The sequence below is a fragment of the Candidatus Nardonella dryophthoridicola genome (genome assembly GCF_017656055.1).
Lineage (GTDB): Bacteria > Pseudomonadota > Gammaproteobacteria > Enterobacterales > Enterobacteriaceae > Nardonella > Nardonella dryophthoridicola.
In genome coordinates this window covers 108321-132373 of the sequence record NZ_CP069383.1, presented here as the reverse complement: position 1 = coordinate 132373, position 24053 = coordinate 108321, and the positions used below count along the sequence as shown (strand labels likewise).

The 24053-nt window shown below is 14.5% G+C and carries 25 protein-coding genes, 4 tRNA genes and 1 other RNA gene; 20 read left to right on the top strand and 10 right to left on the bottom strand.

Going from position 1 to position 24053, the window contains the following annotated elements:
- Positions 1 to 4: 4 nt before the first annotated feature.
- Entirely contained in the window at positions 5 to 1282 is a 1278-nt protein-coding gene (locus JRY34_RS00715) for an ATP phosphoribosyltransferase regulatory subunit (RefSeq protein WP_208967024.1), read from the bottom strand.
- A gap of 119 nt (positions 1283 to 1401) precedes the next feature.
- On the opposite strand from JRY34_RS00715, the gene JRY34_RS00710 reads away from it, so the two are divergent.
- On the top strand, positions 1402 to 2679 hold the full coding sequence (locus JRY34_RS00710) for a UDP-N-acetylglucosamine 1-carboxyvinyltransferase (protein ID WP_208967023.1): 1278 nt from the start codon (positions 1402 to 1404) through the stop codon (positions 2677 to 2679).
- Position 2680: 1 nt separating this feature from the next.
- On the opposite strand, the gene JRY34_RS00705 is transcribed toward JRY34_RS00710, so the two are convergent.
- The gene (locus JRY34_RS00705) at positions 2681 to 3730 is read right to left on the bottom strand and encodes a S1C family serine protease (protein WP_208967022.1); all 1050 of its coding nucleotides are present in this window, start codon (positions 3728 to 3730) and stop codon (positions 2681 to 2683) included.
- 91 nt (positions 3731 to 3821) lie between these two features.
- Here JRY34_RS00705 and rplM point away from each other — a divergent pair, with 91 nt between their 5' ends.
- On the top strand, positions 3822 to 4253 hold the full coding sequence (gene rplM, locus JRY34_RS00700) for a 50S ribosomal protein L13 (protein WP_320412182.1): 432 nt from the start codon (positions 3822 to 3824) through the stop codon (positions 4251 to 4253).
- A gap of 13 nt (positions 4254 to 4266) precedes the next feature.
- Entirely contained in the window at positions 4267 to 4656 is a 390-nt protein-coding gene (rpsI, locus tag JRY34_RS00695) for a 30S ribosomal protein S9 (protein ID WP_208967020.1), read from the top strand.
- Here rpsI and JRY34_RS00690 read toward each other — a convergent pair.
- Complete coding sequence (locus JRY34_RS00690; RefSeq protein ID WP_148708399.1) at positions 4638 to 5138, bottom strand: hypothetical protein; 501 nt, start codon at positions 5136 to 5138, stop codon at positions 4638 to 4640. The two genes, rpsI and JRY34_RS00690, sit on opposite strands and share 19 nt — an antisense overlap.
- A gap of 118 nt (positions 5139 to 5256) precedes the next feature.
- Here JRY34_RS00690 and rnpB point away from each other — a divergent pair.
- From rnpB to JRY34_RS00655, 7 genes are all read left to right on the top strand, one after another.
- Positions 5257 to 5609: RNase P RNA component class A (gene rnpB, locus JRY34_RS00685), an RNA gene on the top strand.
- 89 nt (positions 5610 to 5698) lie between these two features.
- Positions 5699 to 6778: a chorismate synthase gene (aroC, locus tag JRY34_RS00680; RefSeq protein WP_148708398.1), complete on the top strand. Its 1080-nt coding sequence runs from the start codon at positions 5699 to 5701 to the stop codon at positions 6776 to 6778.
- On the top strand, positions 6768 to 7847 hold the full coding sequence (dnaX, locus tag JRY34_RS00675) for a DNA polymerase III subunit gamma/tau (RefSeq protein WP_208967019.1): 1080 nt from the start codon (positions 6768 to 6770) through the stop codon (positions 7845 to 7847). Before aroC ends, dnaX begins: the two co-directional genes overlap by 11 nt.
- A 3-nt stretch (positions 7848 to 7850) precedes the next feature.
- Complete coding sequence (locus JRY34_RS00670) at positions 7851 to 8492, top strand: adenylate kinase family protein (RefSeq protein WP_148708396.1); 642 nt, start codon at positions 7851 to 7853, stop codon at positions 8490 to 8492.
- Positions 8493 to 8566: transfer RNA gene (locus JRY34_RS00665), tRNA-Gly, on the top strand. It abuts the gene before it with no gap.
- Positions 8567 to 8568: 2 nt separating this feature from the next.
- Positions 8569 to 8640 (top strand) — tRNA-Cys (locus JRY34_RS00660).
- 3 nt (positions 8641 to 8643) lie between these two features.
- A tRNA-Leu gene (locus JRY34_RS00655) sits at positions 8644 to 8726 on the top strand.
- 6 nt (positions 8727 to 8732) lie between these two features.
- On the opposite strand, the gene cysS is transcribed toward JRY34_RS00655, so the two are convergent.
- A complete protein-coding gene (gene cysS, locus JRY34_RS00650) occupies positions 8733 to 10085 on the bottom strand; it encodes a cysteine--tRNA ligase (protein WP_208967018.1) in 1353 nt (450 codons plus the stop codon).
- Positions 10086 to 10133: 48 nt separating this feature from the next.
- Here cysS and ybeY point away from each other — a divergent pair, with 48 nt between their 5' ends.
- The 5 genes from ybeY (at position 10134) to rodA (ending at position 16840) form a co-directional block, all read left to right on the top strand.
- On the top strand, positions 10134 to 10583 hold the full coding sequence (ybeY, locus tag JRY34_RS00645; protein WP_148708394.1) for an rRNA maturation RNase YbeY: 450 nt from the start codon (positions 10134 to 10136) through the stop codon (positions 10581 to 10583).
- Positions 10576 to 12981, top strand: coding sequence for a class I tRNA ligase family protein (locus JRY34_RS00640; RefSeq protein WP_208967017.1), 2406 nt, complete (start codon positions 10576 to 10578; stop codon positions 12979 to 12981). Before ybeY ends, JRY34_RS00640 begins: the two co-directional genes overlap by 8 nt.
- On the top strand, positions 12965 to 13600 hold the full coding sequence (locus JRY34_RS00635; RefSeq protein ID WP_208967016.1) for a hypothetical protein: 636 nt from the start codon (positions 12965 to 12967) through the stop codon (positions 13598 to 13600). The genes JRY34_RS00640 and JRY34_RS00635 overlap by 17 nt, the downstream gene beginning before the upstream one ends.
- Positions 13601 to 13926: 326 nt before the next feature.
- A complete protein-coding gene (mrdA, locus tag JRY34_RS00630) occupies positions 13927 to 15765 on the top strand; it encodes a penicillin-binding protein 2 (protein ID WP_208967015.1) in 1839 nt (612 codons plus the stop codon).
- Positions 15740 to 16840 (top strand): rod shape-determining protein RodA, encoded by a 1101-nt coding sequence (gene rodA, locus JRY34_RS00625; RefSeq protein ID WP_208967014.1) that lies wholly within the window; start codon positions 15740 to 15742, stop codon positions 16838 to 16840. Before mrdA ends, rodA begins: the two co-directional genes overlap by 26 nt.
- Here rodA and JRY34_RS00620 read toward each other — a convergent pair.
- Complete coding sequence (locus JRY34_RS00620; protein ID WP_148708389.1) at positions 16837 to 17127, bottom strand: TusE/DsrC/DsvC family sulfur relay protein; 291 nt, start codon at positions 17125 to 17127, stop codon at positions 16837 to 16839. The two genes, rodA and JRY34_RS00620, sit on opposite strands and share 4 nt — an antisense overlap.
- 33 nt (positions 17128 to 17160) lie before the next feature.
- On the opposite strand from JRY34_RS00620, the gene JRY34_RS00615 reads away from it, so the two are divergent.
- A tRNA-Ser gene (locus JRY34_RS00615) sits at positions 17161 to 17247 on the top strand.
- Here JRY34_RS00615 and JRY34_RS00610 read toward each other — a convergent pair.
- The gene (locus JRY34_RS00610; RefSeq protein WP_208967013.1) at positions 17247 to 18911 is read right to left on the bottom strand and encodes an Rne/Rng family ribonuclease; all 1665 of its coding nucleotides are present in this window, start codon (positions 18909 to 18911) and stop codon (positions 17247 to 17249) included. The two genes, JRY34_RS00615 and JRY34_RS00610, sit on opposite strands and share 1 nt — an antisense overlap.
- A 92-nt stretch (positions 18912 to 19003) precedes the next feature.
- Positions 19004 to 19192 (bottom strand): 50S ribosomal protein L31, encoded by a 189-nt coding sequence (rpmE, locus tag JRY34_RS00605; protein ID WP_148708387.1) that lies wholly within the window; start codon positions 19190 to 19192, stop codon positions 19004 to 19006.
- A 118-nt stretch (positions 19193 to 19310) separates the two neighbouring features.
- Between rpmE and hslV the strand changes: the two genes are divergently transcribed.
- The 4 genes from hslV to tpiA are packed head-to-tail and all read left to right on the top strand — an operon-like array spanning position 19311 to position 22661.
- Positions 19311 to 19835: an ATP-dependent protease subunit HslV gene (gene hslV / locus JRY34_RS00600; RefSeq protein ID WP_148708386.1), complete on the top strand. Its 525-nt coding sequence runs from the start codon at positions 19311 to 19313 to the stop codon at positions 19833 to 19835.
- Positions 19836 to 19846: 11 nt separating this feature from the next.
- Complete coding sequence (gene hslU, locus JRY34_RS00595) at positions 19847 to 21160, top strand: ATP-dependent protease ATPase subunit HslU (protein WP_148708385.1); 1314 nt, start codon at positions 19847 to 19849, stop codon at positions 21158 to 21160.
- A gap of 4 nt (positions 21161 to 21164) precedes the next feature.
- On the top strand, positions 21165 to 21896 hold the full coding sequence (locus JRY34_RS00590) for a ferredoxin reductase domain-containing protein (RefSeq protein ID WP_208967012.1): 732 nt from the start codon (positions 21165 to 21167) through the stop codon (positions 21894 to 21896).
- A gap of 15 nt (positions 21897 to 21911) precedes the next feature.
- Entirely contained in the window at positions 21912 to 22661 is a 750-nt protein-coding gene (gene tpiA / locus JRY34_RS00585; RefSeq protein WP_208967011.1) for a triose-phosphate isomerase, read from the top strand.
- A 14-nt stretch (positions 22662 to 22675) separates the two neighbouring features.
- Here the strand turns inward: tpiA and rpmG are convergent, their stop codons facing one another.
- From rpmG to trpS, 3 genes are read right to left on the bottom strand one after another with little or no spacing between them, the layout of a single operon-like run.
- Positions 22676 to 22849: a 50S ribosomal protein L33 gene (rpmG, locus tag JRY34_RS00580; protein WP_148708382.1), complete on the bottom strand. Its 174-nt coding sequence runs from the start codon at positions 22847 to 22849 to the stop codon at positions 22676 to 22678.
- A gap of 5 nt (positions 22850 to 22854) precedes the next feature.
- Complete coding sequence (gene rpmB, locus JRY34_RS00575) at positions 22855 to 23055, bottom strand: 50S ribosomal protein L28 (RefSeq protein WP_148708381.1); 201 nt, start codon at positions 23053 to 23055, stop codon at positions 22855 to 22857.
- Entirely contained in the window at positions 23048 to 24043 is a 996-nt protein-coding gene (gene trpS, locus JRY34_RS00570) for a tryptophan--tRNA ligase (RefSeq protein ID WP_208967010.1), read from the bottom strand. Before trpS ends, rpmB begins: the two co-directional genes overlap by 8 nt.
- Positions 24044 to 24053 lie beyond the last annotated feature (10 nt).

Sequence of the window (24053 nt, the reverse complement as noted above, 5' to 3'; positions counted from 1 at the left end):
TTTTTTATTTTATTTTTAAATCTTTTAATATATTTTTTATTGAAGATATTTTTGTATATTTATAATTAAAATTTTTAATATAAATTTTTATATTATTATTATTTTTTAATTTATAAATTAATATACAAATATTATACTTTTTTTTAAACGATAATTCCAAATTTTTTTTTAATGTTTTTAATGAATAGTCTAAAACTATTATTATTTTATTATTTTCCTTTGATATAATATTATATATATTAATCATAGTATAAATACATAAAAAATTAATACAAGATATATATATATATATTATATTATTTAATTTTAAATATTTATTTTCATTTTTTTCATATATTAATTTTATTAATCTATTCCAACCTATAGCTAATCCTAAAGCATAAATATTTTTATTATACATTTTTTCAACTAAATTATCATATCTACCTCCACCACATATTGAAATTTTATTTATATTCCATTCGAAAATTATATCATTATAATAATTTAATCCTCTAAATAAAAAATAATTTATATTATAATTTATATTATTAAATTTTAAAAAATTTATAAAATTAAACATTTTTTCTTTAGAATATTTATTTACATAATCATATATTACAGGTATTTTTTTATTATAAAAAAAATCTTTTTTTTTATAAAATATGGATAAATCGTATTTTTTTATTTCTTTAATTATAAAATCATTATTATTATAATTAAATTTATTTTTTAAATAATTTATTACATTATCACAATAATTTATTCTATCATTATAATTTCCAATATTATTTATATTTAATTTTAAATATTTTAAAATATTTATTTTTTTAAAAAAAATAAATATTATATAAATAAGTTCAATTTCATATTCTATTTTATTAGAACCAAAAATCTCTATTCCAAATTGATAAAATTTTCTATATCTCATATACTGAGTATTTTCATACCTAAATATAGGATTAAAATAATATAGTTTATTTATTTTATTTTTATAATATAAATTATTTAAAATACAATATTTTATACATGGTATTGTACCTTCAGGATTTAAAATTAATACTTTATTATTTTTATCAAATAGATTATAAGTTTTTTTTATAAAAACATTATATTCTAAATCATTTTTTATTATATTTTTAAAAATATCTATCTTTTCTAATATAGATAATTGTATTTTACTATAATTAAAACTAATTAAAATATTATTTAATATATCAAAATAATAATCCCATATTTTTAATTCATCAATAGATATATCTTTTATACCTTTAATTGATAAATTAATATTTTTTTTTTTCATATTTTTAAAATATATTTTTTTTATTATATAGTATAATAATTTAAATAAATATTAAAATATATTTTAAATCATTTATATTTTTTTTATTAAAAATATAAAAAAAAGTATAAAATAATTTTATGAAAAACAGATTTAAAATAATAGGACAAAAAAAATTATGTGGAAGTATAAATATATCTGGATCTAAAAATGTTTGTATGTCAATATTAATTGCTAGTATATTAAGTAATAAAATGATAATTATAAGAAATATACCTATAATAAATGATGTAAAAATATTAATAAAAATATTAAAACTTATGGGATCCAAAATATTTATATATAAAAATATATGTTACATAAATAATAATTATATAAATAAATATAATATAAATTTTAAAATAATAAACAAAATAAGATCCTCTATATTATTATTAGGTCCTATAATATCAAAATTTAATAAATTTATTACAATAAAACCTGGTGGATGTAAAATAGGTAATAGACCAATAAATTTACATATTAAAAATATAAAAAAATTTAATATAGATATAAAAATATATAAAAATAAAATTTTTTGTAATAAAAAAAATGAAAATAATAAAACAATATTTAAAGAAATAACTATGGAAAAAAAAAGTGTAGGAGTAACATTAAATATAATTTTTTTATTAGTTATATCTAATAAAATTACTATAATTAATAATTGTTCTTTAGATATAGAAATATTAGAAACAATAAAATTTTTAAATTATTTAGGATCAAATATAAAAATATTTAAAAATAAAATAGTAATATTTGGAGTTAAAAAATTAAAAGGAGGTATATATGATATAATATATGATAGAATAGAGTTAGGAACTTTTATAATAACATCATGTATATCTAGAGGAATTATTAAATTAAATAATATAGAATATAAAAATGATTTAAAAATATTAATATATAAATTAAAAAAAATAGGTCATAAAATAAATATAGGTAATAATTATATAAAAATAATTCCATCTATAAAATATAATTCTATATCAATAAAAACTAAAGAATTTCCAGGTTTTCCAACAGATTTACAACCATTTATTTGTTTATTAAATATTTTATCCAATAATAATAAAAAAAAAGGTATAATAACAGAAAATATATTTGAAAATAGATTAACACATATAAATCAATTTATTAAAATGAAAGCAACTTTTAATATAATAAATAAAAAAACTATAATTTGTAATAATACTAAAAAATTATATGGACATAAAAAAATAATAACAAATGATTTAAGATCTTCCGCAACATTAATTATAGCAGCATGTATAGCGGAAGGGGAAAGTATTATTTATAATATAGATAATATATACAGAGGATATGAAGATTTTGAAAAAAAATTAATTAAATTAGGAGCAAATATAAAAAAAATATAGTTTAAAATTTTATTAATATATCTATATTAATATTGTTTCTTAATATTTTTAGTATAGTTTTTTTTTTATATGAATAATTTATAAATAAAATATATTTTAAATCAGAAAATTTTTTTATTTTATATTTATTTATATATAAAATTATATCATTTTTTAATAAACCACATTTTTTTGCTATTGAATTAGCATCTATTTCTTTAATTAATACACCATAATTAATATTTAAATTATTTTTTTTACTTATATAATTATCTATAGTTATTCCATGTATACCAATATTATCTTTTTTTATTTTACCATAATATTTTATTTGATTAATTAAACCATTTATTGTATTACTTGGTATTGCAAAACCTATTCCTATATTTACTCCAGTAGGAGATAATATAGCAGTATTTATTCCTATTAATTCTCCTTTAGTATTTATTAAAGCTCCTCCAGAATTTCCCTTATTTATAGAAGCATCAGTTTGTATAAAATTTTCTATACCATGTATATTTATTCCAGATCTTCCTAACGCTGAAATTATACCAAAAGTAACTGTTTGACCTAATCCAAAAGGATTACCTATTGCTATAACTTGATCTCCAACATTAATATTCTTAAAATCTGATATTTTAATGTCAACTAAATTTTTAAATGGGGAAATTATTTTTAATAATGCTAAGTCTACTTTAGTATCAAAATCTATTAATTTAGCTTGAAGTTCCTTTTTATTATATAATTGTATTTTAATTAAATTAGAATTATTTATAACATGATAATTAGTTAATATATACCCATTTTTAGAATCTATTATTACACCAGATCCTAATCCTCCAAAATATTTTCTTTTTAAAATATTTTTATATATGAAATTGTATATTTTATTTTTTATATTGTTATCATATTTATTACCTTTTATATATATATTAACTATTGCAGGCATCACTTTTTTTATTATTTTAGGAAAAACATTATATTTATATTCGTTATTATTATTTAAATTATTACAAAATGATAAATTAATTAAATTTAAAATTAAATTTATTAATAAAAAAATATTATTCATTTTACTTTAAAAGTTTAAATTAAATTAAATTTATTAATTTTAAATTAATTTGACTTAATTAATTTAAAATATTATTATTATTTTAATATAAATAAAAAATATTATAATAAAATTAAATATGAATTTAAAAAATACATGGTATATAATAAATGCTAGTAATAAAATACTTGGCAGAATATCAACTAAAATATCAATAATATTACAAGGAAAAAATAAAATAGACTATTATAGTAATAAAAAAAGTAATAACTTTGTAATAGTAATAAATTCAGATGAAGTAATATTATCAGGTAAAAAAAAAAATAAAAAAATATATTATAAACATTCCGGATATATTGGTAATTTAAAAAAAATTTACTTTAAAGAATTAATTAAAAAAGATTCTAGAAAAATAATAATAAATTCTGTAAAAGGTATGTTACCAAAAAACAAATTATATAAAAATATATTAAATAATAATTTAAAAATTTTTAAAAAAGAAAATAATATATATAAAATAAATAATTTAATAAATATAAATTAAAAAATAAAATAAAATGAATAAAATATATCATAATACTGCTAAAAGAAAAACATCAATAGCTAGAGTATTCATAAAAAAAGGAGTAGGTAATATAAAAATAAATAGAATTAATATTAATGATTATTTTTATAATAAATTATATATTAATATTATATTAAAACCAATAATAATTTTAAATATGATAAATAAAATAGATATTTTTATAACAGTAAAAGGTGGAGGAATAATGAGTCAATTAAATGCTATAAAATTAGCTATATCTAAAACTTTAGTAGATATAAATTTAAAATTTAAAACACAATTAAAAAAAGAAAAATTATTAACCAGTGATTCAAGAATAGTTGAAAGAAAAAAATATGGTTTTAAAAAATCTAGAAAAAAAATTCAATTTTCAAAAAGATAGTAATTAATATCATTAAATTTTGTTTTATTAATTATACTTAAAATTTTTTTATAATTAAATTTATTACTTATTATAAATAATTCATTATTTTCTATAACAATATATATATTTTTAATATCTATTTTTTTATTCAAAATTAATTTAATTTTTATTTTTAATAAATTTATATTATCTATTATAATTCTATAAATTTTTATATTATTTCTACATCTTATATTATTAATAATTTTTATTTTTTTATTAAAAAATTTTTTATTTAATAATATAGTTATATTATGAATATAAATAATATTATTTATTTGACCTATTAATATTATAAAATTATTATTTTTATATATTATTAATCTATGTTTTTTTAAATTAATTTTTTTATTTATGTAATTATATATTAAATTATTTTTATTAATATTAATTATTTTTTTTTTATCATTATATATTTTTATAAAAAATAATAATATAATAAAAATTATTTTCTTTATCATTATAAAACTAAAATAATAATTTTACATTAATTTTAAATATAAAAAAAATATTTATAAAAAAAATAAATTTTTTAAATATATTGTAATATATTTTATTTTTATATAATATATATATATTATATATAAATAAACTATCGCTTTATTTTATAAAATAAAGAGGAAAGTCCGGACTCCTGAGTTCAAAGAGCCAGATAACATCTGGAAAATATATTTTAATAAAATATATTTATGAAAAGTGCAACAGAAAAAAAACCACTTTATAAATATAAAGAAAGGGTGAAAAGGTGAGGTAAGAGCTTACCATAAATTTGGTAACAAATTTAGTATTTGTAAACTCCTCTTGGAGAAAGACTAAAATTGGTTTATTGAACTCTAAAATAACCTAGGTAAGTCGAAAAGAATTAATATGTGAATATTAATCAAGATTAATGATAGTTAATACAGAATCCGGCTTATTTTTTATATATAAAAATAATTTTTATTTTATATTAAAAAAAAATTAAAAAGTATTTATAGAAAAAAAATAAAAATTATATTTATTAAAAATAAAGAGGTGTATAATGTCTGGAAATACTATAGGAAAATTATTTCGTTTAACAACATATGGAGAATCTCATGGAATATCATTAGGTGGAATAATAGATGGTATGCCATCAAATTTTAAAATTAATGAAAATGATATACAAAAAGAATTAGATAGAAGAAAACCTGGTACATCTATGTATACTACTCCAAGAAGAGAAAATGATGAAATAAAAATATTATCAGGAGTTTATAATGGATTAACTACAGGAACTAGTATAGGATTAATAATAAATAACAATGATCAAAAATCTTCAGACTATGACTCATTAAAAGATGTATTTAGACCAGGTCATGCCGATTATACATATTATAAAAAATATGGAATTAGAGATCATAGAGGAGGTGGTAGATCTTCTGCTAGAGAAACAGTTATTAGAGTAGCTGCAGGAGCAATAGCTAAAAAATATTTAAAAGAAAAATATAATATAAATATAGTATCATACATTTCAAAAATAGGTAATTTGAAATGTGATAATAATGTAAATATTGATTTTATAAATAAAAATCCATTTTTTTGTCCAGATGAATCTAAAATAGAAGAAATTGATTTATTAATAAGAAATATAAAAAAAGAAAAAGATTCAATAGGTGCAAAAATAAAAATAATAATTAAAAATGTACCTGTAGGATTAGGTAATCCTGTATTTGATAAATTAGATGCTGAATTAGCATATGCATTAATGGGTATAAATGCTGTTAAAGGAGTAGAAATAGGAGATGGATTTTCTGTAGTAGAACAATTAGGTAGTGAAAATAGAGATGAAATATATAAAAATGAAATATTTTTAACAAATCATTCAGGAGGTATATTAGGAGGTATAAGTACTGGTCAAGATATATTAATAAATATTGCATTAAAACCTACATCAAGTATATCTAAAATTTGTAATACTATAGATATTAATAATAATGAATTAAAATTAGAAATAAAAGGACGTCATGATCCTTGTGTAGGTATAAGAGCTGTTCCTATAGCAGAATCTATGTGTGCAATAATTATAATGGATAATATACTTAGAAATATTTTATATATTAAAAATAAAAATGAATTATAATATATTATATAGAAAATGGAGACCTACTAATTTTGATGAAGTTGTTGGTCAAGAGAATACAATAAAATTAATAAAAAATAGTTTTTTAATAAATAAAATTCATTCTTCTTATATATTTTCAGGTGAAAGAGGTGTAGGTAAAACTACTATTTCAAGATTATTAGCTAAAACATTTAATTGCAAAAATAATAAATATAAAATATTACCATGTAATGAATGTATAAATTGTTCTGATATAAATAATAATATATTTAATATTATAGAGATAGATATATCATCTAAAAATAAAATAGAAGAAATAAAAGAGATAATAGATAATATAAAATATAAACCTATAGTATACAAATATAAAATATTTATTTTAGATGAAATACATATGCTATCAAAACAAGGTTTTAATTATTTATTAAAAATACTAGAAGAACCATATGATTATGTAAAATTTTTACTATCAACCACTGATATAATTAAAGTACCATCTACAATTTTATCAAGATGTACTCATTTTAAATTAAATAAAATAAAAAAAAAAGATATAACAAATAGATTATTATATATATTAAAAAAAGAAAATATAAAATATGAAAAAAATGTATTAAATCTAATATCTTTTTTTTCTAATGGTAGTATGAGAGATGCTTTAAATATAACAGATCAATTAATAATTTCTGGTAAAAATGAAATATATGTTAAAGATTTTAATGATCTATTTGGAATATATAATTTTGAAGATTATATAAATATATTAATAAATATAAAATTTAAAAAAATAAATAATATAATAAGAATTATAAATAAATATAAAAATACAAATTATATAAATATAATTGATAATATAATAAATATTCTACATATTATATTAATAAATAAAATAAATAAAAAAAATAAAATAAACTATAAAAATAATTCTAAAATATTAGATAAAATTAATTTTTTTTACAAAAATTCTAGTATTAATGATATAAATATTTATTATAATAAATTTATAGAATCAAAAAAAAAAATTTGTATATATAATTCAAAGATTGGTTTTGAATATATAATTATTCAATTAATAATAAAAAAATAAAATATGAATATTATAATTATGGGACCTCCAGCTTCAGGTAAAGGGACTCATTCTAAATTTATTACAGAAAAATATAAAAATTTTAAATATATATCTATTGGTGAATTATTAAGAAAAAGTAATGATAATAATATAAAAGATAAAATAAAAAAAGGAATATTAATAGATGATGATACTACTTTTAATATTTTAAATGACTATATTGTAAATAATATTAAAAATAAAAATAATTTAATTTTAGATGGTTTTCCTAGAACATATAATCAAGCTAAAATTTTAGAATTAAATAATATAAATATATATATAATAATTCAATTTATTCTAGATAAAGAAAACATTATAAAAAGAATATCAGGAAGAAAAATACATATAAATTCAGGAAGAATTTATCATGATTTATATAATCCACCTATTATAAAAGATTTGGATGATTTAACAGGAGAAAAATTAGTAATTAGAAATGATGATAATATTGAAATTATAAACAAAAGAATAAATGATTATAATAATAATGAAAAAAGTATCATATCTTTTTATAGAAAAAAAATTAATAATAATATAATAAAATTAATTAAAATAAATACTAATGATACTATAGAAAATATAAAAAAAATGTTATTATATAAACTTAGTAATGTAATATAAGCGAAAGTAGCTCAATTAGGTAGAGTATAATCTTGCCAAGATTATGGTTGCGAGTTCAAATCTCGTCTTTCGCTATGACGTGTTGGCAGAATGGTTATGCAATAGACTGCAAATCTATATTATTCTGGTTCGAATCCAGAACACGTCTTATGCCCAGATGGTGGAATGGTAGACACAAGGGACTTAAAATCCCTTAGCTTTTTAGCTGTACGAGTTCAAGTCTCGTTCTGGGTATTTTTTTTAATTAAAATACCATATAGTTTTATTATTTTTATCTTCTAATATTATTCCTAAATTATTTAAATAATTTCTTATGTTATCAGATATATTCCAATTTTTATTTTTTCTTGCTATATTTCTTTTTTTTATTAAATTTTCTATAATATTATATATATTTTTATTATTTATATTTTTATTATTTTTTAAAAAAAAATTATTATTATTTATTAATCCAATTATTTTCATAATAAAAAAAATATCATTTAATATATTTTTAGAAATTATACTTTTTACATTTTTATATTTATTAGATTCTTTAATCATATAATTTAATAATGTATATACATTATTAATATTTAAGTTATTATCCATATTATTTATAAATTCATTTTTAAAAAAAATATTTTTAATATTTTCTGAATTATATATATTAAATTCCATAAAATTTTTATGTATATTATCAATAATTTTTTTAGATTTTAATAAATTTTTAAAACTAAAATCTATAGGATTTCTATAATTTTTATTACTTAAATAATATTTTATTACATCATAATTAAAAAATTTAAATAAATTTCTAAGATATATAAAATTACCATTTGATTTTGACATTTTCTTTCCAGATATTTTTACACTTCCTACATGCATCCATATATTTATTTTAAAATTTTCATTTATACTTAAAGATTGAGCTAATTCATTTTCATGATGTGGAAATATTAAATCTATACCTCCACCATGTATATTTATTGTATTGTTAAAAAATACTCTACTTATTGTAGAACATTCTATATGCCATCCTGGTCTACCAATGCCCCATGGAGATATCCAATTAAAATCATTAATATTAAATTTATTATTTATATTACTATTTTTCCATATAGTAAAATCAAAGAATATTTTCTTATTATTTTTAGATAATATTCCATAATTATTAAATTTTTTAATATTAAATAATATATCTTTATTTTTATTTATATAAGCTTTACCATTTTTAATTAATTTATTAATATCTTCTATTATTGAATTTATATAATTAGTAACCTTTGGTTCATAATTGGGTTTTATTAATTTTAATTTATCTAAATCTATATCTATTTCGTTTATTATTTTATTAACAAAATTATAAAAATTAATTTTTTTTTTTGTAGATATATTTATTATTTTATCATCTATATCAGTTATATTTCTTACATATTTAACTTTAAAATCCATAAAATTTAAATATCTTATTAAAATATCAAAAATTATAAATAATCTAGCATGACCTATGTGACAAATATCATAGGCAGTAACTCCACATACATAAATATTTACTTTATTGAAGTTATTAATTATTTTTTTTTTTCTACTTAAACTATCAAATATATACATTTTTTTTTATAATAAATTAGTATTTTATTAATAATATTCTTAAAAAGAATGAAAATAAATATAAAATTATTAATTAAAAATAAAAATAATATACCCAAAATAAATAATATAATTAAATGTATAAATTGCATATCAAAATACAATAAATTTAATGAAATAAATTTAATAATAGTAAATAAAAAGCTAATAAAATTTATCAATAATAAATATAGAAATATAAATAAAGTTACAAATATACTTACTTTTAAATATAAAAATATTATAAAAAATAAAAAATATATAGGAGAAATTATATTATGTAAAAAACAAATAGAATATGAATCACATATTAAAAATATAAAATTATATAATCATTGGATGCATTTAATAATACATGGTTGTCTACATTTATTAAATATAAATCATAAAAATTATAAAAGTAGAATATTATTATATAAAATAGAAAATTATATATTAAATAAAATAGGAATAAAAAATATACATAAAAAATATGAATAATAATACTAAATATCCATTTAAAAATATAGAAAAATGTGTTCAAAAGTATTGGGAAAAAAATAAAACATTTAAAACAAATAATAATACAAAAAAAAAAAAATTTTATTGTTTATGTATGTTTCCATATCCATCTGGAAAATTACATATAGGTCATGTAAGAAATTATACAATAGGTGATATTATTTCAAGATTTAATAGAATGTTAAAAAAAAATGTTTTATTTCCTATAGGATGGGATTGTTTTGGACTTCCAGCTGAAAATGCTTCTATAATTAATAATGAAGATCCAAAATTATGGACATATAAAAATATAAAGTATATGAAAAAACAAATAAAAATGTTAGGTTTTAGTTTTGATTGGGAAAAGGAAATATATACATGTTCAAAAAAATATTATAAATATGAACAATATTTTATTAAAAAGCTTTTTAATAAAAAAATAATGTATAAAAAAAAATCTATTGTTAATTGGTGCAAAAAAGATAAAACGGTATTAGCTAATGAACAAGTAATAAATAACAAATGTTGGAGATGTAATAATATAATTGAAAAAAAAAATAAAAATCAATGGTTTTTAAAAATAGAAAATTTTTCAGAAAATTTATTAAATAATTTATATAAACTTAAATTATGGAATAATAAAGTAAAAATTATGCAAAAAAAATGGATAGGTAAAAATAAATGGTATGAATTAGTATTACCAATATATATAAATAATAAAAAAAATAATAAATATAAAATATTATTATATGAAGAAAATTATTTTATAAAAAATATATTTAATATAAAATTAATAATTATAAATAAAAATAACATTTTAATAAAAAATATTATGAATGAATATAAATATATAAATAATTTATATGTATATATCCCTATAAATAATAAAAAAATTCATATTTTAATAAAAAATATTTATAATTTTAAAAAAAATATCATCATTAATAATGATATAAAATTAATAAATAATTATATAAAAAAAAATAATATTTTTAATTCAAATATGAATTTTTTCAATTATTATTCATTTATAATAACAAATGATATAAAAAACAAAATAAGTAATAAAAAATCTAAATATATTAAAAATATATTATACGAAAAAAAAATATTATTTTATAAAAAAATATTTAATATAAAAGATTGGTGTATATCAAGACAAAGATATTGGGGTAGTCCAATTCCTATTATATATAATAAAAGAAATAATAAAATGAAATATATAAATAATAAAAATATTCCATTGACAATAGAAAATAAAAATAAAAATTATAAAAATCTATTAATAGAAAAAGATACTTTTGATACATTTATAGAATCATCTTTTTATCATATAATATTTACTTATAATAAAAAATATAAAAAAATGGTAAATAATAAAATAACTAATTATTGGTTACCTATAGATTGTTATATAGGTGGTATAGAACATGCGACTATGCATTTAATATATATAAGATATTTTAACAATTTATTTTATAAATTTAATTTAATAAAATGTAAAGAACCTTCAATAGAATTAATATGTCAAGGTATGGTAAATTCTAAATCATATTATTATATTGAAGATAAAAAAAAAATATGGATTTCTCCGGAAGATATAAATAAATATAAAAATTATAATTTAATATATGATGGTATATCAAAAATGTCAAAATCAAAAAACAATGGTGTTGATCCTATAAAAATAGTAAAAAAATATGGCGCTGATACTTTAAGAACTTTTATAATGTTTTTAGCTCCTATAGAAAATGATATAGAATGGGATGAAAAAAAAATAATAGGAATATATAGATTTTTAAATAAAATATGGAAATTTTCAAATTTTATAAAAAGTATTAAATTAATAAAAAATACAAAAATATTAAATAATGAAGAAAATATTTTTAATATATTTTTTAATAATGAAATAGATATTATAACTAATTTAATGTATAAAAAAAAATATAATATTATTATATCTAAGATAATGAATTTATATAATAAAATAAATAATTTAATAAAAAATAATAATATTTCAAATTTATATTTTTTAAAATATATATTCATAAAATTGATAAAATTTTTATATCCTTTTTCTCCTCATATAAGTTTTGTAATATTTAAAAATTTAAATATAAAAAAAAATATAGATTTTTGTAGATGGCCTAGAAAAGATAATAATATATTTAAGTGTAGAACAAATATAAATAATAATAGTTTTTTATTTATTAATATAATGGTAAACTCTAAAAAAAAAAATATTATTAAAGTAAATAAAAATGATAACCAAAATAATATAATAAAAAAGATATATAATAATAAATATATAAATATTAAAGAATATAATGTTAAAAAAATAATATTTATTAAAAATAAAATGATAAATTTTATTATAGATGATGATAAAAATAAATAATATAAATAAAATATATAATATATTAAACAATAATAATACTATATATATATTATATTATAATGAAAAAGATATAATTTTTTTTATAAAAAATATAATAATTAATTTTTATTATAAAAAAATTAAAATAATCAATGATTATTCTTATAATAATAACATAAACATAAATTTATTTAATTTAGATATGTTTTTAAATAAAAAAATAATTATTTTAAATATAAGAAATGATAATTATAGATTATTACAATTTATATTTAATAATAAAAATATAATTTTTATAATTATTATTAATAATATAAAATATATAAAATATTTAAATAAAAATAATGATTTTAATATAATAAATTGTATTATTAATAATAAAAAAGAATTTATAGAATTTATTAAAATTATATTTATAAATAAAAAAAAAAATATAGATATTATAAATAATCTTTATATAATATATAAAAAATATTATAATAATTTTTATTCAATATTAAAAGATTTTTTAATTTATGATAAATATCATTATTTAATAATTAAATATGACATATTATTATATATAGAAATTGAAAAGTTAATATATAATTTTAATTATAAAAAAAAAAAAATAATTATTAATATAATAAAAAAAAAATAATATATTAATTATATTAAAATTAATAAAATTATTTTATATATATTTAAATATATTAAAATATATAAAAAATAAAAAAAAATATAGAATTTTAAATATATTAAAAAAAAACTCTATAAATATAAAATATGTTAAAAATATAATTATAGTTTCAAAAATAATAAATATATATGATATATATAATTTATTAACAATAATTAATAATATAAATATATTAATTTATAATAAAATTAATTTTAACAAAAATATTAATAATAATATATTATTTAATAATATTAGATATCTTTTATTTTATATTAATATAAAATATAAAAATAAATTATAATATAATGAAATTTTCAGAGTATAATTTATATAATATATATGAGAAATGTGTAAATAGAATAAATAATATAATTTTTTATGTATTTATATTATTTTTATTATTATTAATAAAAATATATAATATACAAATAAATAATTATGAATTATATAATTTAAAATCATATAAAAATTGTACTAGATTAGTATATATAAACCCAATAAGAGGATTAATATTAGATAGAAATAATAAAATATTAGCTTCTAATAAAATAATATATAATATAGAATTAATACCTGATAGGGTAAATAATATAAAAAAAGAAATTAAAAAACTAAGTAAGATAATAAAAATTAATAAAAATGAAATAAAATCTTTTTATAATAGATTAAAAAAATCATATACTTCTAATCCAATAATAATAAAACATAAATTAAATAAATCAGAATTAAATAGATTTATAGTTAGAAAAATAGAATTTCCAAATTTTAATATAAATATAGAATATAAAAGATACTATCCATATAAAAATTTATTTTCACATATAATAGGATATGTTTCATTAATAGATAAATATTCTTTAAATAATAATAAAAATAATTATAACAAAAATAGTTATATAGGAAAAATGGGTTTAGAAAAATATTATGAAAATATATTAAGAGGAAAATTTGGAATAAAAGAAATAGAAATTAATAATAGAGGTAAATTTGTAAGATTTAAAAACAAAATAATGCCTATAAATGGAAATAATATACGTACAACATTAGATTTCAAATTACAAAATTTTTCTTATAATTTAATGAAAAAATATAAAGGATCTTTAATTATATCAGATGTTAATGATGGATCTATATTATCAATGATATCTAGTCCTAGTTTTAATCCTAATTTATTTATATATAAAAATAATAGTATTAAAAATTTATTAAATAATAAAAACTATCCAATACTAAATAGATCTATACAAGGAATATATCCACCAGCTTCCACAATTAAACCATATATAGGATTATTAGCATTATATAATAATATTATAAATTTAAATTCATTATTTTATGATCCTGGATGGTGGAAAATACCTAATAGTAATAACATATATAATGATTGGAATAAAAATGGAAGAGGATGGATAAATATAATAAAAGCAATAGAAGAATCTTCTGATGTTTATTTTTATAATATAGCTTATTTAATTGGTATAGATAAAATAAACAAATTTATGAGTTATTTTGGTTTTAATAAAAAAACTAATATTGATTTACCAAACGAAAAAATAGGTATATTACCTTCAAAAGAATGGAAAATAAAAAAAATAAAAAAAAAATGGTACATAGGTGATACAATATCAGCAGGTATAGGACAAGGTTATTTTAGTGTAACTCCTATACAAATGTTAAATGCATTATTAATTTTGGTTAATAATGGAATAAATAAAAAATTACATATAATAAAAAATAAAAATATTATAAACAATAATAATTTAAAAAATATTATAAATATTAATGATAATATATGGAATATAATAAAATTTAGTATGTATAATGTAGCTCATTCTAAAAATGGAACTGCTAATTCATCATTTAATAATTCCAAATATAAAATTGCATGTAAAACAGGTACAGCTCAAGTATTTAGTTTAAGAAATAAAAAATATTTTAATAATATTGTACCTAAAGAATTAAGAGATCATAGATTAATTATAGGATTTGGTCCATTTAATAATCCAAAAATAGCAATAGTTTTAATATTAGAAAATATAGGAAATGAAATAAATCCAGGGGATATATTAAGAAAAATATTTGATTTTATATTAATAAAAAATAATTATAATGTAAATAATGAATTTTTACAAAATAAAAAATAATATATACTTAAATTATAATATTTTTTTATATATTATAATTCTATTATTAATAAATTTAATATTAGTTTATAGTGCAAGTAATAGATCAAAAATAATTTTATTTAAAAATATATTTAACATAATATTTAGTTTTATAATTTTAATATTTTTTATAAATATAAATTCTGATTTCTTTTATAAAAATTCATTTTTAATATATATAATAAATAATATATTATTAATTTTAGTTTTATTTAGTGGATTAAAAATAAAAGGAGTTAAAAGATGGATAAATATAAGAATATTTAACTTTCAACCTTCTGAAGTATCAAAATTTACAACTTCAATATTAATAACAAAATTATTATATAATAACTATAAAATAAGTAATTTTTTTTTATATTTTTTAATAATATTTTTAGTATTAATACCTTCTATATTAACATTAATACAACCTGATTTAGGAACATCTATTACAATTATCTTATCAAGTATAATTACTATGTATTTATCTGGATTAAATATTAATTTTATTATAAATATAATTTTATTTTTCTTTATATGTTTTATAATAGGTTGGTTTACTTTATTTAAAGAATACCAAAAAAATAGAATAATGTCATTATTAGGATTAATAAAAGATCCATTAGGTATAAATTATAATTTAATACAATCAAAAATTGCTATAGGATCTGGTGGTATTTTTGGAAAAGGTTTATTTAATGGAACTCAATCTAAATTAAATTTTATACCTGAAGGATATACTGATTTTATATTTTCTGTATTTTCAGAGGAATTAGGATTTATAGGTATATTAACATTAATATTTATATATTTTATGTTAATAAAAGAATTGCTTGATATATCTAAAAAAACTAAAAATATTTTCAATAAAATATTATCATCATCTATAACTTTAAACATATTTATGTCAATATTTATAAATATATCTATGGTTATAGGAATTATACCTATAGTAGGAACTACATTACCATTATTAAGTTATGGGGGATCATCTATAATTTCTAATTTATTAGGTATAGGTATAATTATGTGTATAAATATAAATAATAATAAAAATATTTTTAAATATTAATCTAAAAAACAATTAATATTATTATTCAAATTTGAAATTTTATATATTAAATTTAAATTTTTAAAATTATTTTTTATATATTTTATATTACCATATTTTTGTCCAAAATTTTTTTTTATATAAAATATTAACATTTTAATACTTGGAGAAATTTTATATTCATCATAAAATTTTAATGCATTTATTATAATAAATAATTGATTTGAATTTAACTTTTTATTATTAATTTTTTTATCTTTAATTAAAAAAATAAAATTTTTATTATTTTTTATATATTGATCTATCATAACTTTTATTTTATAATATATTTATTATATTATGAAGGAGTGGCCGAGTGGTTTAAGGCGCTGGTCTTGAAAACCAGAAATATTTTACAATATTCTAGAGTTCGAATCTCTACTCCTTCTTAAAAAAGGAGTATATTTTTTATAAATACAATAAAATTATTTATATATTTTTTTATAAAAATATACAAATTAAAATTATTTTCTTTATATTCTTTAAAATATAAATTATTATAATTATTATAATTAATTAATTTATTTTTTATATTATTTATAAATTTATTTTTACTTATAGAATAATTATCAATTACTTTTTTTTTATTTTTATTTTTTATCTTATATATATAAAAATTTGGAATTTTAATATTATTAAAAGGTATAATAAATAATTTTATTTTATTATTTTTTTTTTCAATATTATTTATAAAAATTCTTTTTTCATTTAATAAATATGTTGCAATTGAAATAGGAGTTATAATATGTAATTCTTTTAAATTATTATTAATAATTTCATTTTCAATTAATCTCAATATATGTATAGAAAGAGATTTTATATTTCTTATATATCCTATACCTTTACATCTATTACATGTTAAAAAATATATTTCATTTATAGAATTATTTATTCTTTGTCTCGTTAATTCTAATAATCCGAATTTAGATATATTACCCATTTTAATTTTTGCTTTATCATTATAATATATATATTTATATAAATTTTCTTCTATTTTTTTATTATTATTAATGTTATTCATATCGATAAAATCTATAACAATTAAACCACTAATATCTCTTAATCTTAATTGTTTAGCTATTTCTTGAGTAGCTTCTAAATTAGTATTAAATGCTGTATCTTCTATATTTAATCCCTTTTTATATTTTGAAGAATTTACATCTATTGCTGTTAAAGCTTCTGTTGAATCTATTATTATAGAACCTCCTGAAGGTAAATTAATTTTTTTTTTAAATAATAAATCTATTTGATTTTCTATATTAAATTTTATAAATAATGGTATATTTTCATTATATAAAAATATTTTTTTTATAAAATTTAATTTACCTAAAATAAATATATATTTTTTAGATATTTCAAATATATCATTATTATCTATTATTATTTCGTTTATATTATCGTTTAAATAATCTCTAAATATATTTAATATAAAATTATTTTCATTATATATTAAACATGGTTTAGAAACTTTATTATAAATACTTTTAATAAAGTTCCAATGTTTTAATTTAGAATTTATATCATTTTGTATATCTTCAATTTTTTTATTTATACTATTTGTTCTTATTATTAATCCTATATTTTCTGGTATATATAATCTATTTAATATATTTTTTATTTTTATTTTATTTTCATTATTTATTCTTCTTGATATACAAACTTTATTATTATTAGGCATTAATACTACATATTGTCCTGCTAAACATATAAAAGTACTTAAATAAGCACATTTATTTTTTTTTTCTTCTTTTATTACTTGAACTATTAATTCTTGATTTTTATATAAAATTTTATTTATACTATTTTTATTATTTTTTATATAATTATCTGATATTTCTTTTATTGATAAAAATCCATTTTTACCTTCACCATAATCTATAAAAGCCGCATTTAAACTAGGTTCTATTTTAACAACTTTACCTTTATATATATTTGATTTATTATTTTTATAATTTATATTTATAATATATAAATTATCTAATATATTTTTATCATTTATAATAGCTATTCTTAATTCTTCATTATAAGATAAATTTATTAATATTTTTTTCATAAAATAAATAAAATTTAAATTTTATAGTATATTAAAATATAAAATATATAAAAATTTAATTTAATTTTATATGAAAAAATATTTATTCTATTTTATATATTAAATTTATCTATTTTACTTGTATTTTTAGTTAATTTTTGTTTACCAGTATTAAAAGGATGGCATAAATTACATACATCTAAAAATAATCTTTTTTTTAAAGTAGTCCATATATATATTTTGTTATTACATGAACATTTATATAAAATTTTATAACAAATTGGATGTATATTTTTTTTCATTATTTATTTTTTATTAAACTAATTTGTATATATTTTATAATATTTTTATTATATTATATTAATAAATAATTTTAAATATAAAAAAATAAATATATAAAATATAAAAAAATAATAAAATATGACTACTATATTAAGTATAAGAGATAATAAATCAGTTGTTATTGGTGGAGATGGTCAAGCAACTTTAGGAAATAATATTATAAAAGATAATGTTATAAAAATAAAAAAAATATATAATAATAAAATATTATCTGGTTTTTCAGGAAGTACATCAGATTCATTTACTCTTTTAGAAATATTAGAAAAAAAAATAGATTTTTATCAAGGAAATCTTCTTAAATCAGCTCTAGAATTATCAAAAGATTGGAGAACAGATAAATTTTTAAGAAGATTAGAAACAATGTTAATAGTTGTTAATAAAAATATATCTCTATTGATTACAGGAAATGGTGATGTAATGCAATTTGATGATAATATAATAGCAATAGGATCTGGAGGAATGTATGCTAGATCTTCAGCAAAAGCTTTAGTAGAAAATACAAAATTACCAATTAAAGATATAGTTAATAAATCTTTAAAAATAGCAAGTGAAATATGTATATATACAAATAATAATTTTATTATAGAAGAATTAATATATTAATATTAAATATTATGTTAAAAATAAATCCTAAAAAAATAGTTGAAGTATTAAATAATTATATTATAGGTCAAGAAGAAGCTAAAAAAAAAATTGCTATCGCTATAATAAATAGATTAAGAAGAACAAAATTAAAAAAAAATATAAAAAAAGAAATATTCCCTGACAATATATTATTAATAGGACCTACTGGTGTAGGAAAAACAGAAATAGCTAGAAGAATATCAAAATTTCTAGATTTTCCATTTATTAGAGTAGAAGCTACTAAATTTACAGAATTAGGATATGTTGGTAAAGATGTTGAATCAATAATAAAAGATTTATCAGAAATATCATTTAACATGATAAAAAATAAATTTATAAAAAAAAAATCTAGTAATATAAAAAAAAAAGTAGAAAATAAAATAATAGATTTATTAATAATTTCAGATTTTGATAAATCAAAAATTGATGATTTAAGTATAAGAACAAAAATTAAGAATAATTTAAAAAAAAAATTATTAGAAAACAAAGAAATAGAAGTAGTATTATATAATCAAAGACCTATAGGAATAGAAATTATATCATCTTCTGAATTGGAAGATACAGTAAATCAAATAAATAATATATTTAAAAATATAAACAATAAAAATAAAATATATAAATTAAAAGTAAAGGAAGCAAGAACTTTATTAATAGAAGATGAATTGAATAAAATAATAAATTTTGAATATATAAAAAATCAGTCTATAAAATTAACAGAAGAAAAAGGTATAGTTTTTATAGATGAAATAGATAAAATATGTATATCTAAAAATAAATCTATAAATAGTGATATATCAAATGAAGGTGTTCAAAAAGATTTATTATCATTAGTAGAAGGATCATATATAAAAACAAAATATGGAATAATAAATACAAGTTATATATTATTTATAGCATCTGGTGCATTTCATGATACTAGTCCTAATGACTTACTATCAGAATTTAAAGGAAGATTTCCTATAAAAGTTAAATTACATTCTTTAACTAAAGAAAATTTAAAAGAAATATTAAAAAAACCATATTATTCTATAATTAAAAAATATGAATTATTATTATCAACTGATAATATTAAAATAATATTTTCTGATTCAGCAATAGATTATATTTCTGAAATAACGTATAAAAAAAATTTAGAAATAGAAAATTTAGGAGCAAGAAGATTACATTCTATAATAAATAAAATATTAGAAGACATTATGTTTAATTCTGAAGAATATAAAAATAAAAATATTTTGATAGATAAAAATTATGTAAGTAAATATATAAAAGATAATATTAATATTATTAATAAATATATATTATAACAAAATGTGGGAAAAATGTATATTTATAAAATTAATAAAATGGAGTAATTATCTATTTAGTATAAAATTTAAAGCTGATATATTAAAGTTTATACCAGGTCAATTTACTATATTAAGAATAAAAATTAGAAATAATTATATAAATAGATTTTATTCTTATATAAATTCATATAAATCTAAAATATTAGAATTATATATACATAAATCAGGAATTGTAAGCAATATACTATACAATATAGATAAAAATAATAAAATTTTTTATGTTACAAAAAAATCATATGGTAATTTTATATTACCAAATAAAAAATATAATACTTTATGGATGATTTCATCAGGTACTGGTATAGGACCATATATATCTATGTTAAAAAGTGATTTTAATAAAAACAATAATTTTAAATATGTTAAAATATTACATTCAATAAGATATATAAAGGACTTTGTTTATTTATATAATATAAAAAAAATTATTAATAATTATAATAATATAGAATTATTTATTTTTGTTACTAAAGAAAATATAAAAAATCATTTTAATAAAAGAATAACTTATTTTTTAAAAAAAAATAATTTAATAAAATATTTTGGAAGAAATATAAATATTTATAATGATCATATTATGATATGTGGTAATATAAATATAATAAACGATGTTATAAATATAATAAAGAATAAAAATATAGATTACATAAATAAAAATTATAAAAATATTTTTACATTTGAAAAATACTATTAATATAATAAATAAAATATGAAAAAAAAAAAAATAATTTTTAATTGGAAGTTAAATGGAAATAAATATACAATTAAATGCTTTATTAATAAAGTTACTTATTTTATTAAAGAAAATTTGGAAAAAATTAATAAAAATAATATAGAAATATTAATATCTCCCCCAATTATATATTTAGATTATGTTAATAATTTATTAAATAATAATATAAATATAAAATTATGTTCTCAAAATACAGATATTAATTACTTAGGACCATTTACTGGAGAAATATCTTTAAAAATGTTAAAAGATATAAATGTAAAATATGTAATTATAGGACATTCAGAAAGAAAAAAATTTCATAATGAAAATAAAGATATAATAAGCAAAAAGTTTTATATTTCTAAAATTAGTAATATAGAACCTATTTTATGTATAGGATATGAAAAAAATATATTAAATCAAATAGAAGATATAATAAATAAATATGGAATAAATATATTATATAATACTAATATTGCTTATGAACCTATATCTTCTATAGGAACTGGTATTATACCTAGTATTGATCATATAAATAATATAAATAATATGATATTAAATTTTTTATATAAATTTGATAAAAATATAAAAAACAATATAAATATATTATATGGTGGATCTGTATCCTATAAAAATGTTTATAATTTAATATTTAAAACAAATATAAATGGTTTATTAATAGGTAAATCTTCAACAAAAATTTTTGATATTATAAAAATAATAAAAAATATTATTTTAATATAATATTTTTTATTATTTTATTTTATTTTATTTTCTTTATAGAGAATATGTTTTCTTATTATAGGATCAAATTTTTTTATTTCTATTTTTTTTTTATTTTTTCTATTTTTAAATGTTGTATAATAATGTTTACTTAAAGTTGATATTAATTTTATTTTTTCTGAATTCTTTTTTTTTTTATTTTTAGACATATATTTTATTTATTATTTTTATTTATTATTTTTATACCTTTAGTAGAAATATTTATTTTTATAAATTTTTTTTCATCATATAACCAAATTTTTTTTTTTTTTTTTATATTTATTTTAAATTTTCTTTTACTTTTATTCATAGCGTGAGATCTTTTAAAACCTATAATATTTTTTCTATTGGTAATTTTACATAATTTTTTATTCATATATTCCTATTTTATTTTTTATTTCATTTATACTTTTTTCAGCTATTTTTCTAATTTTATTAGTACTTTTTTCTATTATATATTTAAGATAATTCTCATTTTTTCTTATAATATTATAATTATATTGTATTTCTTCTATTTTATAATATATATTTTTAGATAATAAATTTTTAAAAAAATTATAATTTTTATTAATCATACTTTTTTCTATTTTATTTATAGAAATATTATTAATTTCTGACATTATTTTAATAAGATTAGATATTCCTTTTTTATCATTTTCATTATATATTATTTTTGATTCCACATCAGAATCTGTTATAGATAATTTAATTTTTTTTTTTATTAAATCATAATTATCTAATAAAGATATATAACTATTACTATTAGTATCTGATTTAGACATTTTTTTATTAGGATTATTTAAAGATTTTATTATATTTTTATTAATTATAAAATTTGGTTCTTTAAATAAATTATCAAATCTTCTATTAAATATATTTATAATATATTTACATAATTCTATATTTTTAATTTGATCATATCCTACAAATACTGTATCTATTTGATATAATAAAATATCAGATGTCATTAATATAGAATAACTTAATTTACCTATTTCAATATTTTTTATATTTTTTCTATCATTTATATTTATATTTTTAATAATTTTATTTAATTTTATGTTTGATAATAATATCCAAAATAAATATGTATGTTCTAATATTTTAGATTGTAAAAATATATTAGATATATTTGGATTAATTCCAGAAGATATTATTAATGATAATGTATCAAATATTATTTTTTTTTTATATTCTTTATTACTAAATAAAATATTTTTATTAGTAATTGAATGTAAATCATTTATACAAAAATAACAATTATAATCATATTGATAATTTATCCATTTACTTAAAACACCTATAAAATTACCTATAGTAATAATACCACTTGGTTGTATACCACTAAATAAATTTTTATTCATATTTAAATTT

Excerpts from the sequence above, each read along its gene's own strand:
- JRY34_RS00715 (WP_208967024.1), bottom strand. The coding sequence starts at position 1,282 with ATGAAAAAAAAAAATATTAATTTATCAATTAAAGGTATAAAAGATATA.
- JRY34_RS00710 (WP_208967023.1), top strand. The coding sequence starts at position 1,402 with ATGAAAAACAGATTTAAAATAATAGGACAAAAAAAATTATGTGGAAGT.
- JRY34_RS00705 (WP_208967022.1), bottom strand. The coding sequence starts at position 3,730 with ATGAATAATATTTTTTTATTAATAAATTTAATTTTAAATTTAATTAAT.
- rpsI (WP_208967020.1), top strand. The coding sequence starts at position 4,267 with ATGAATAAAATATATCATAATACTGCTAAAAGAAAAACATCAATAGCT.
- JRY34_RS00690 (WP_148708399.1), bottom strand. The coding sequence starts at position 5,138 with ATGATAAAGAAAATAATTTTTATTATATTATTATTTTTTATAAAAATA.
- aroC (WP_148708398.1), top strand. The coding sequence starts at position 5,699 with ATGTCTGGAAATACTATAGGAAAATTATTTCGTTTAACAACATATGGA.
- dnaX (WP_208967019.1), top strand. The coding sequence starts at position 6,768 with ATGAATTATAATATATTATATAGAAAATGGAGACCTACTAATTTTGAT.
- JRY34_RS00670 (WP_148708396.1), top strand. The coding sequence starts at position 7,851 with ATGAATATTATAATTATGGGACCTCCAGCTTCAGGTAAAGGGACTCAT.
- cysS (WP_208967018.1), bottom strand. The coding sequence starts at position 10,085 with ATGTATATATTTGATAGTTTAAGTAGAAAAAAAAAAATAATTAATAAC.
- ybeY (WP_148708394.1), top strand. The coding sequence starts at position 10,134 with ATGAAAATAAATATAAAATTATTAATTAAAAATAAAAATAATATACCC.
- JRY34_RS00640 (WP_208967017.1), top strand. The coding sequence starts at position 10,576 with ATGAATAATAATACTAAATATCCATTTAAAAATATAGAAAAATGTGTT.
- JRY34_RS00635 (WP_208967016.1), top strand. The coding sequence starts at position 12,965 with ATGATAAAAATAAATAATATAAATAAAATATATAATATATTAAACAAT.
- mrdA (WP_208967015.1), top strand. The coding sequence starts at position 13,927 with ATGAAATTTTCAGAGTATAATTTATATAATATATATGAGAAATGTGTA.
- rodA (WP_208967014.1), top strand. The coding sequence starts at position 15,740 with ATGAATTTTTACAAAATAAAAAATAATATATACTTAAATTATAATATT.
- JRY34_RS00620 (WP_148708389.1), bottom strand. The coding sequence starts at position 17,127 with ATGATAGATCAATATATAAAAAATAATAAAAATTTTATTTTTTTAATT.
- JRY34_RS00610 (WP_208967013.1), bottom strand. The coding sequence starts at position 18,911 with ATGAAAAAAATATTAATAAATTTATCTTATAATGAAGAATTAAGAATA.
- rpmE (WP_148708387.1), bottom strand. The coding sequence starts at position 19,192 with ATGAAAAAAAATATACATCCAATTTGTTATAAAATTTTATATAAATGT.
- hslV (WP_148708386.1), top strand. The coding sequence starts at position 19,311 with ATGACTACTATATTAAGTATAAGAGATAATAAATCAGTTGTTATTGGT.
- hslU (WP_148708385.1), top strand. The coding sequence starts at position 19,847 with ATGTTAAAAATAAATCCTAAAAAAATAGTTGAAGTATTAAATAATTAT.
- JRY34_RS00590 (WP_208967012.1), top strand. The coding sequence starts at position 21,165 with ATGTGGGAAAAATGTATATTTATAAAATTAATAAAATGGAGTAATTAT.
- tpiA (WP_208967011.1), top strand. The coding sequence starts at position 21,912 with ATGAAAAAAAAAAAAATAATTTTTAATTGGAAGTTAAATGGAAATAAA.
- rpmG (WP_148708382.1), bottom strand. The coding sequence starts at position 22,849 with ATGTCTAAAAATAAAAAAAAAAAGAATTCAGAAAAAATAAAATTAATA.
- rpmB (WP_148708381.1), bottom strand. The coding sequence starts at position 23,055 with ATGAATAAAAAATTATGTAAAATTACCAATAGAAAAAATATTATAGGT.
- trpS (WP_208967010.1), bottom strand. The coding sequence starts at position 24,043 with ATGAATAAAAATTTATTTAGTGGTATACAACCAAGTGGTATTATTACT.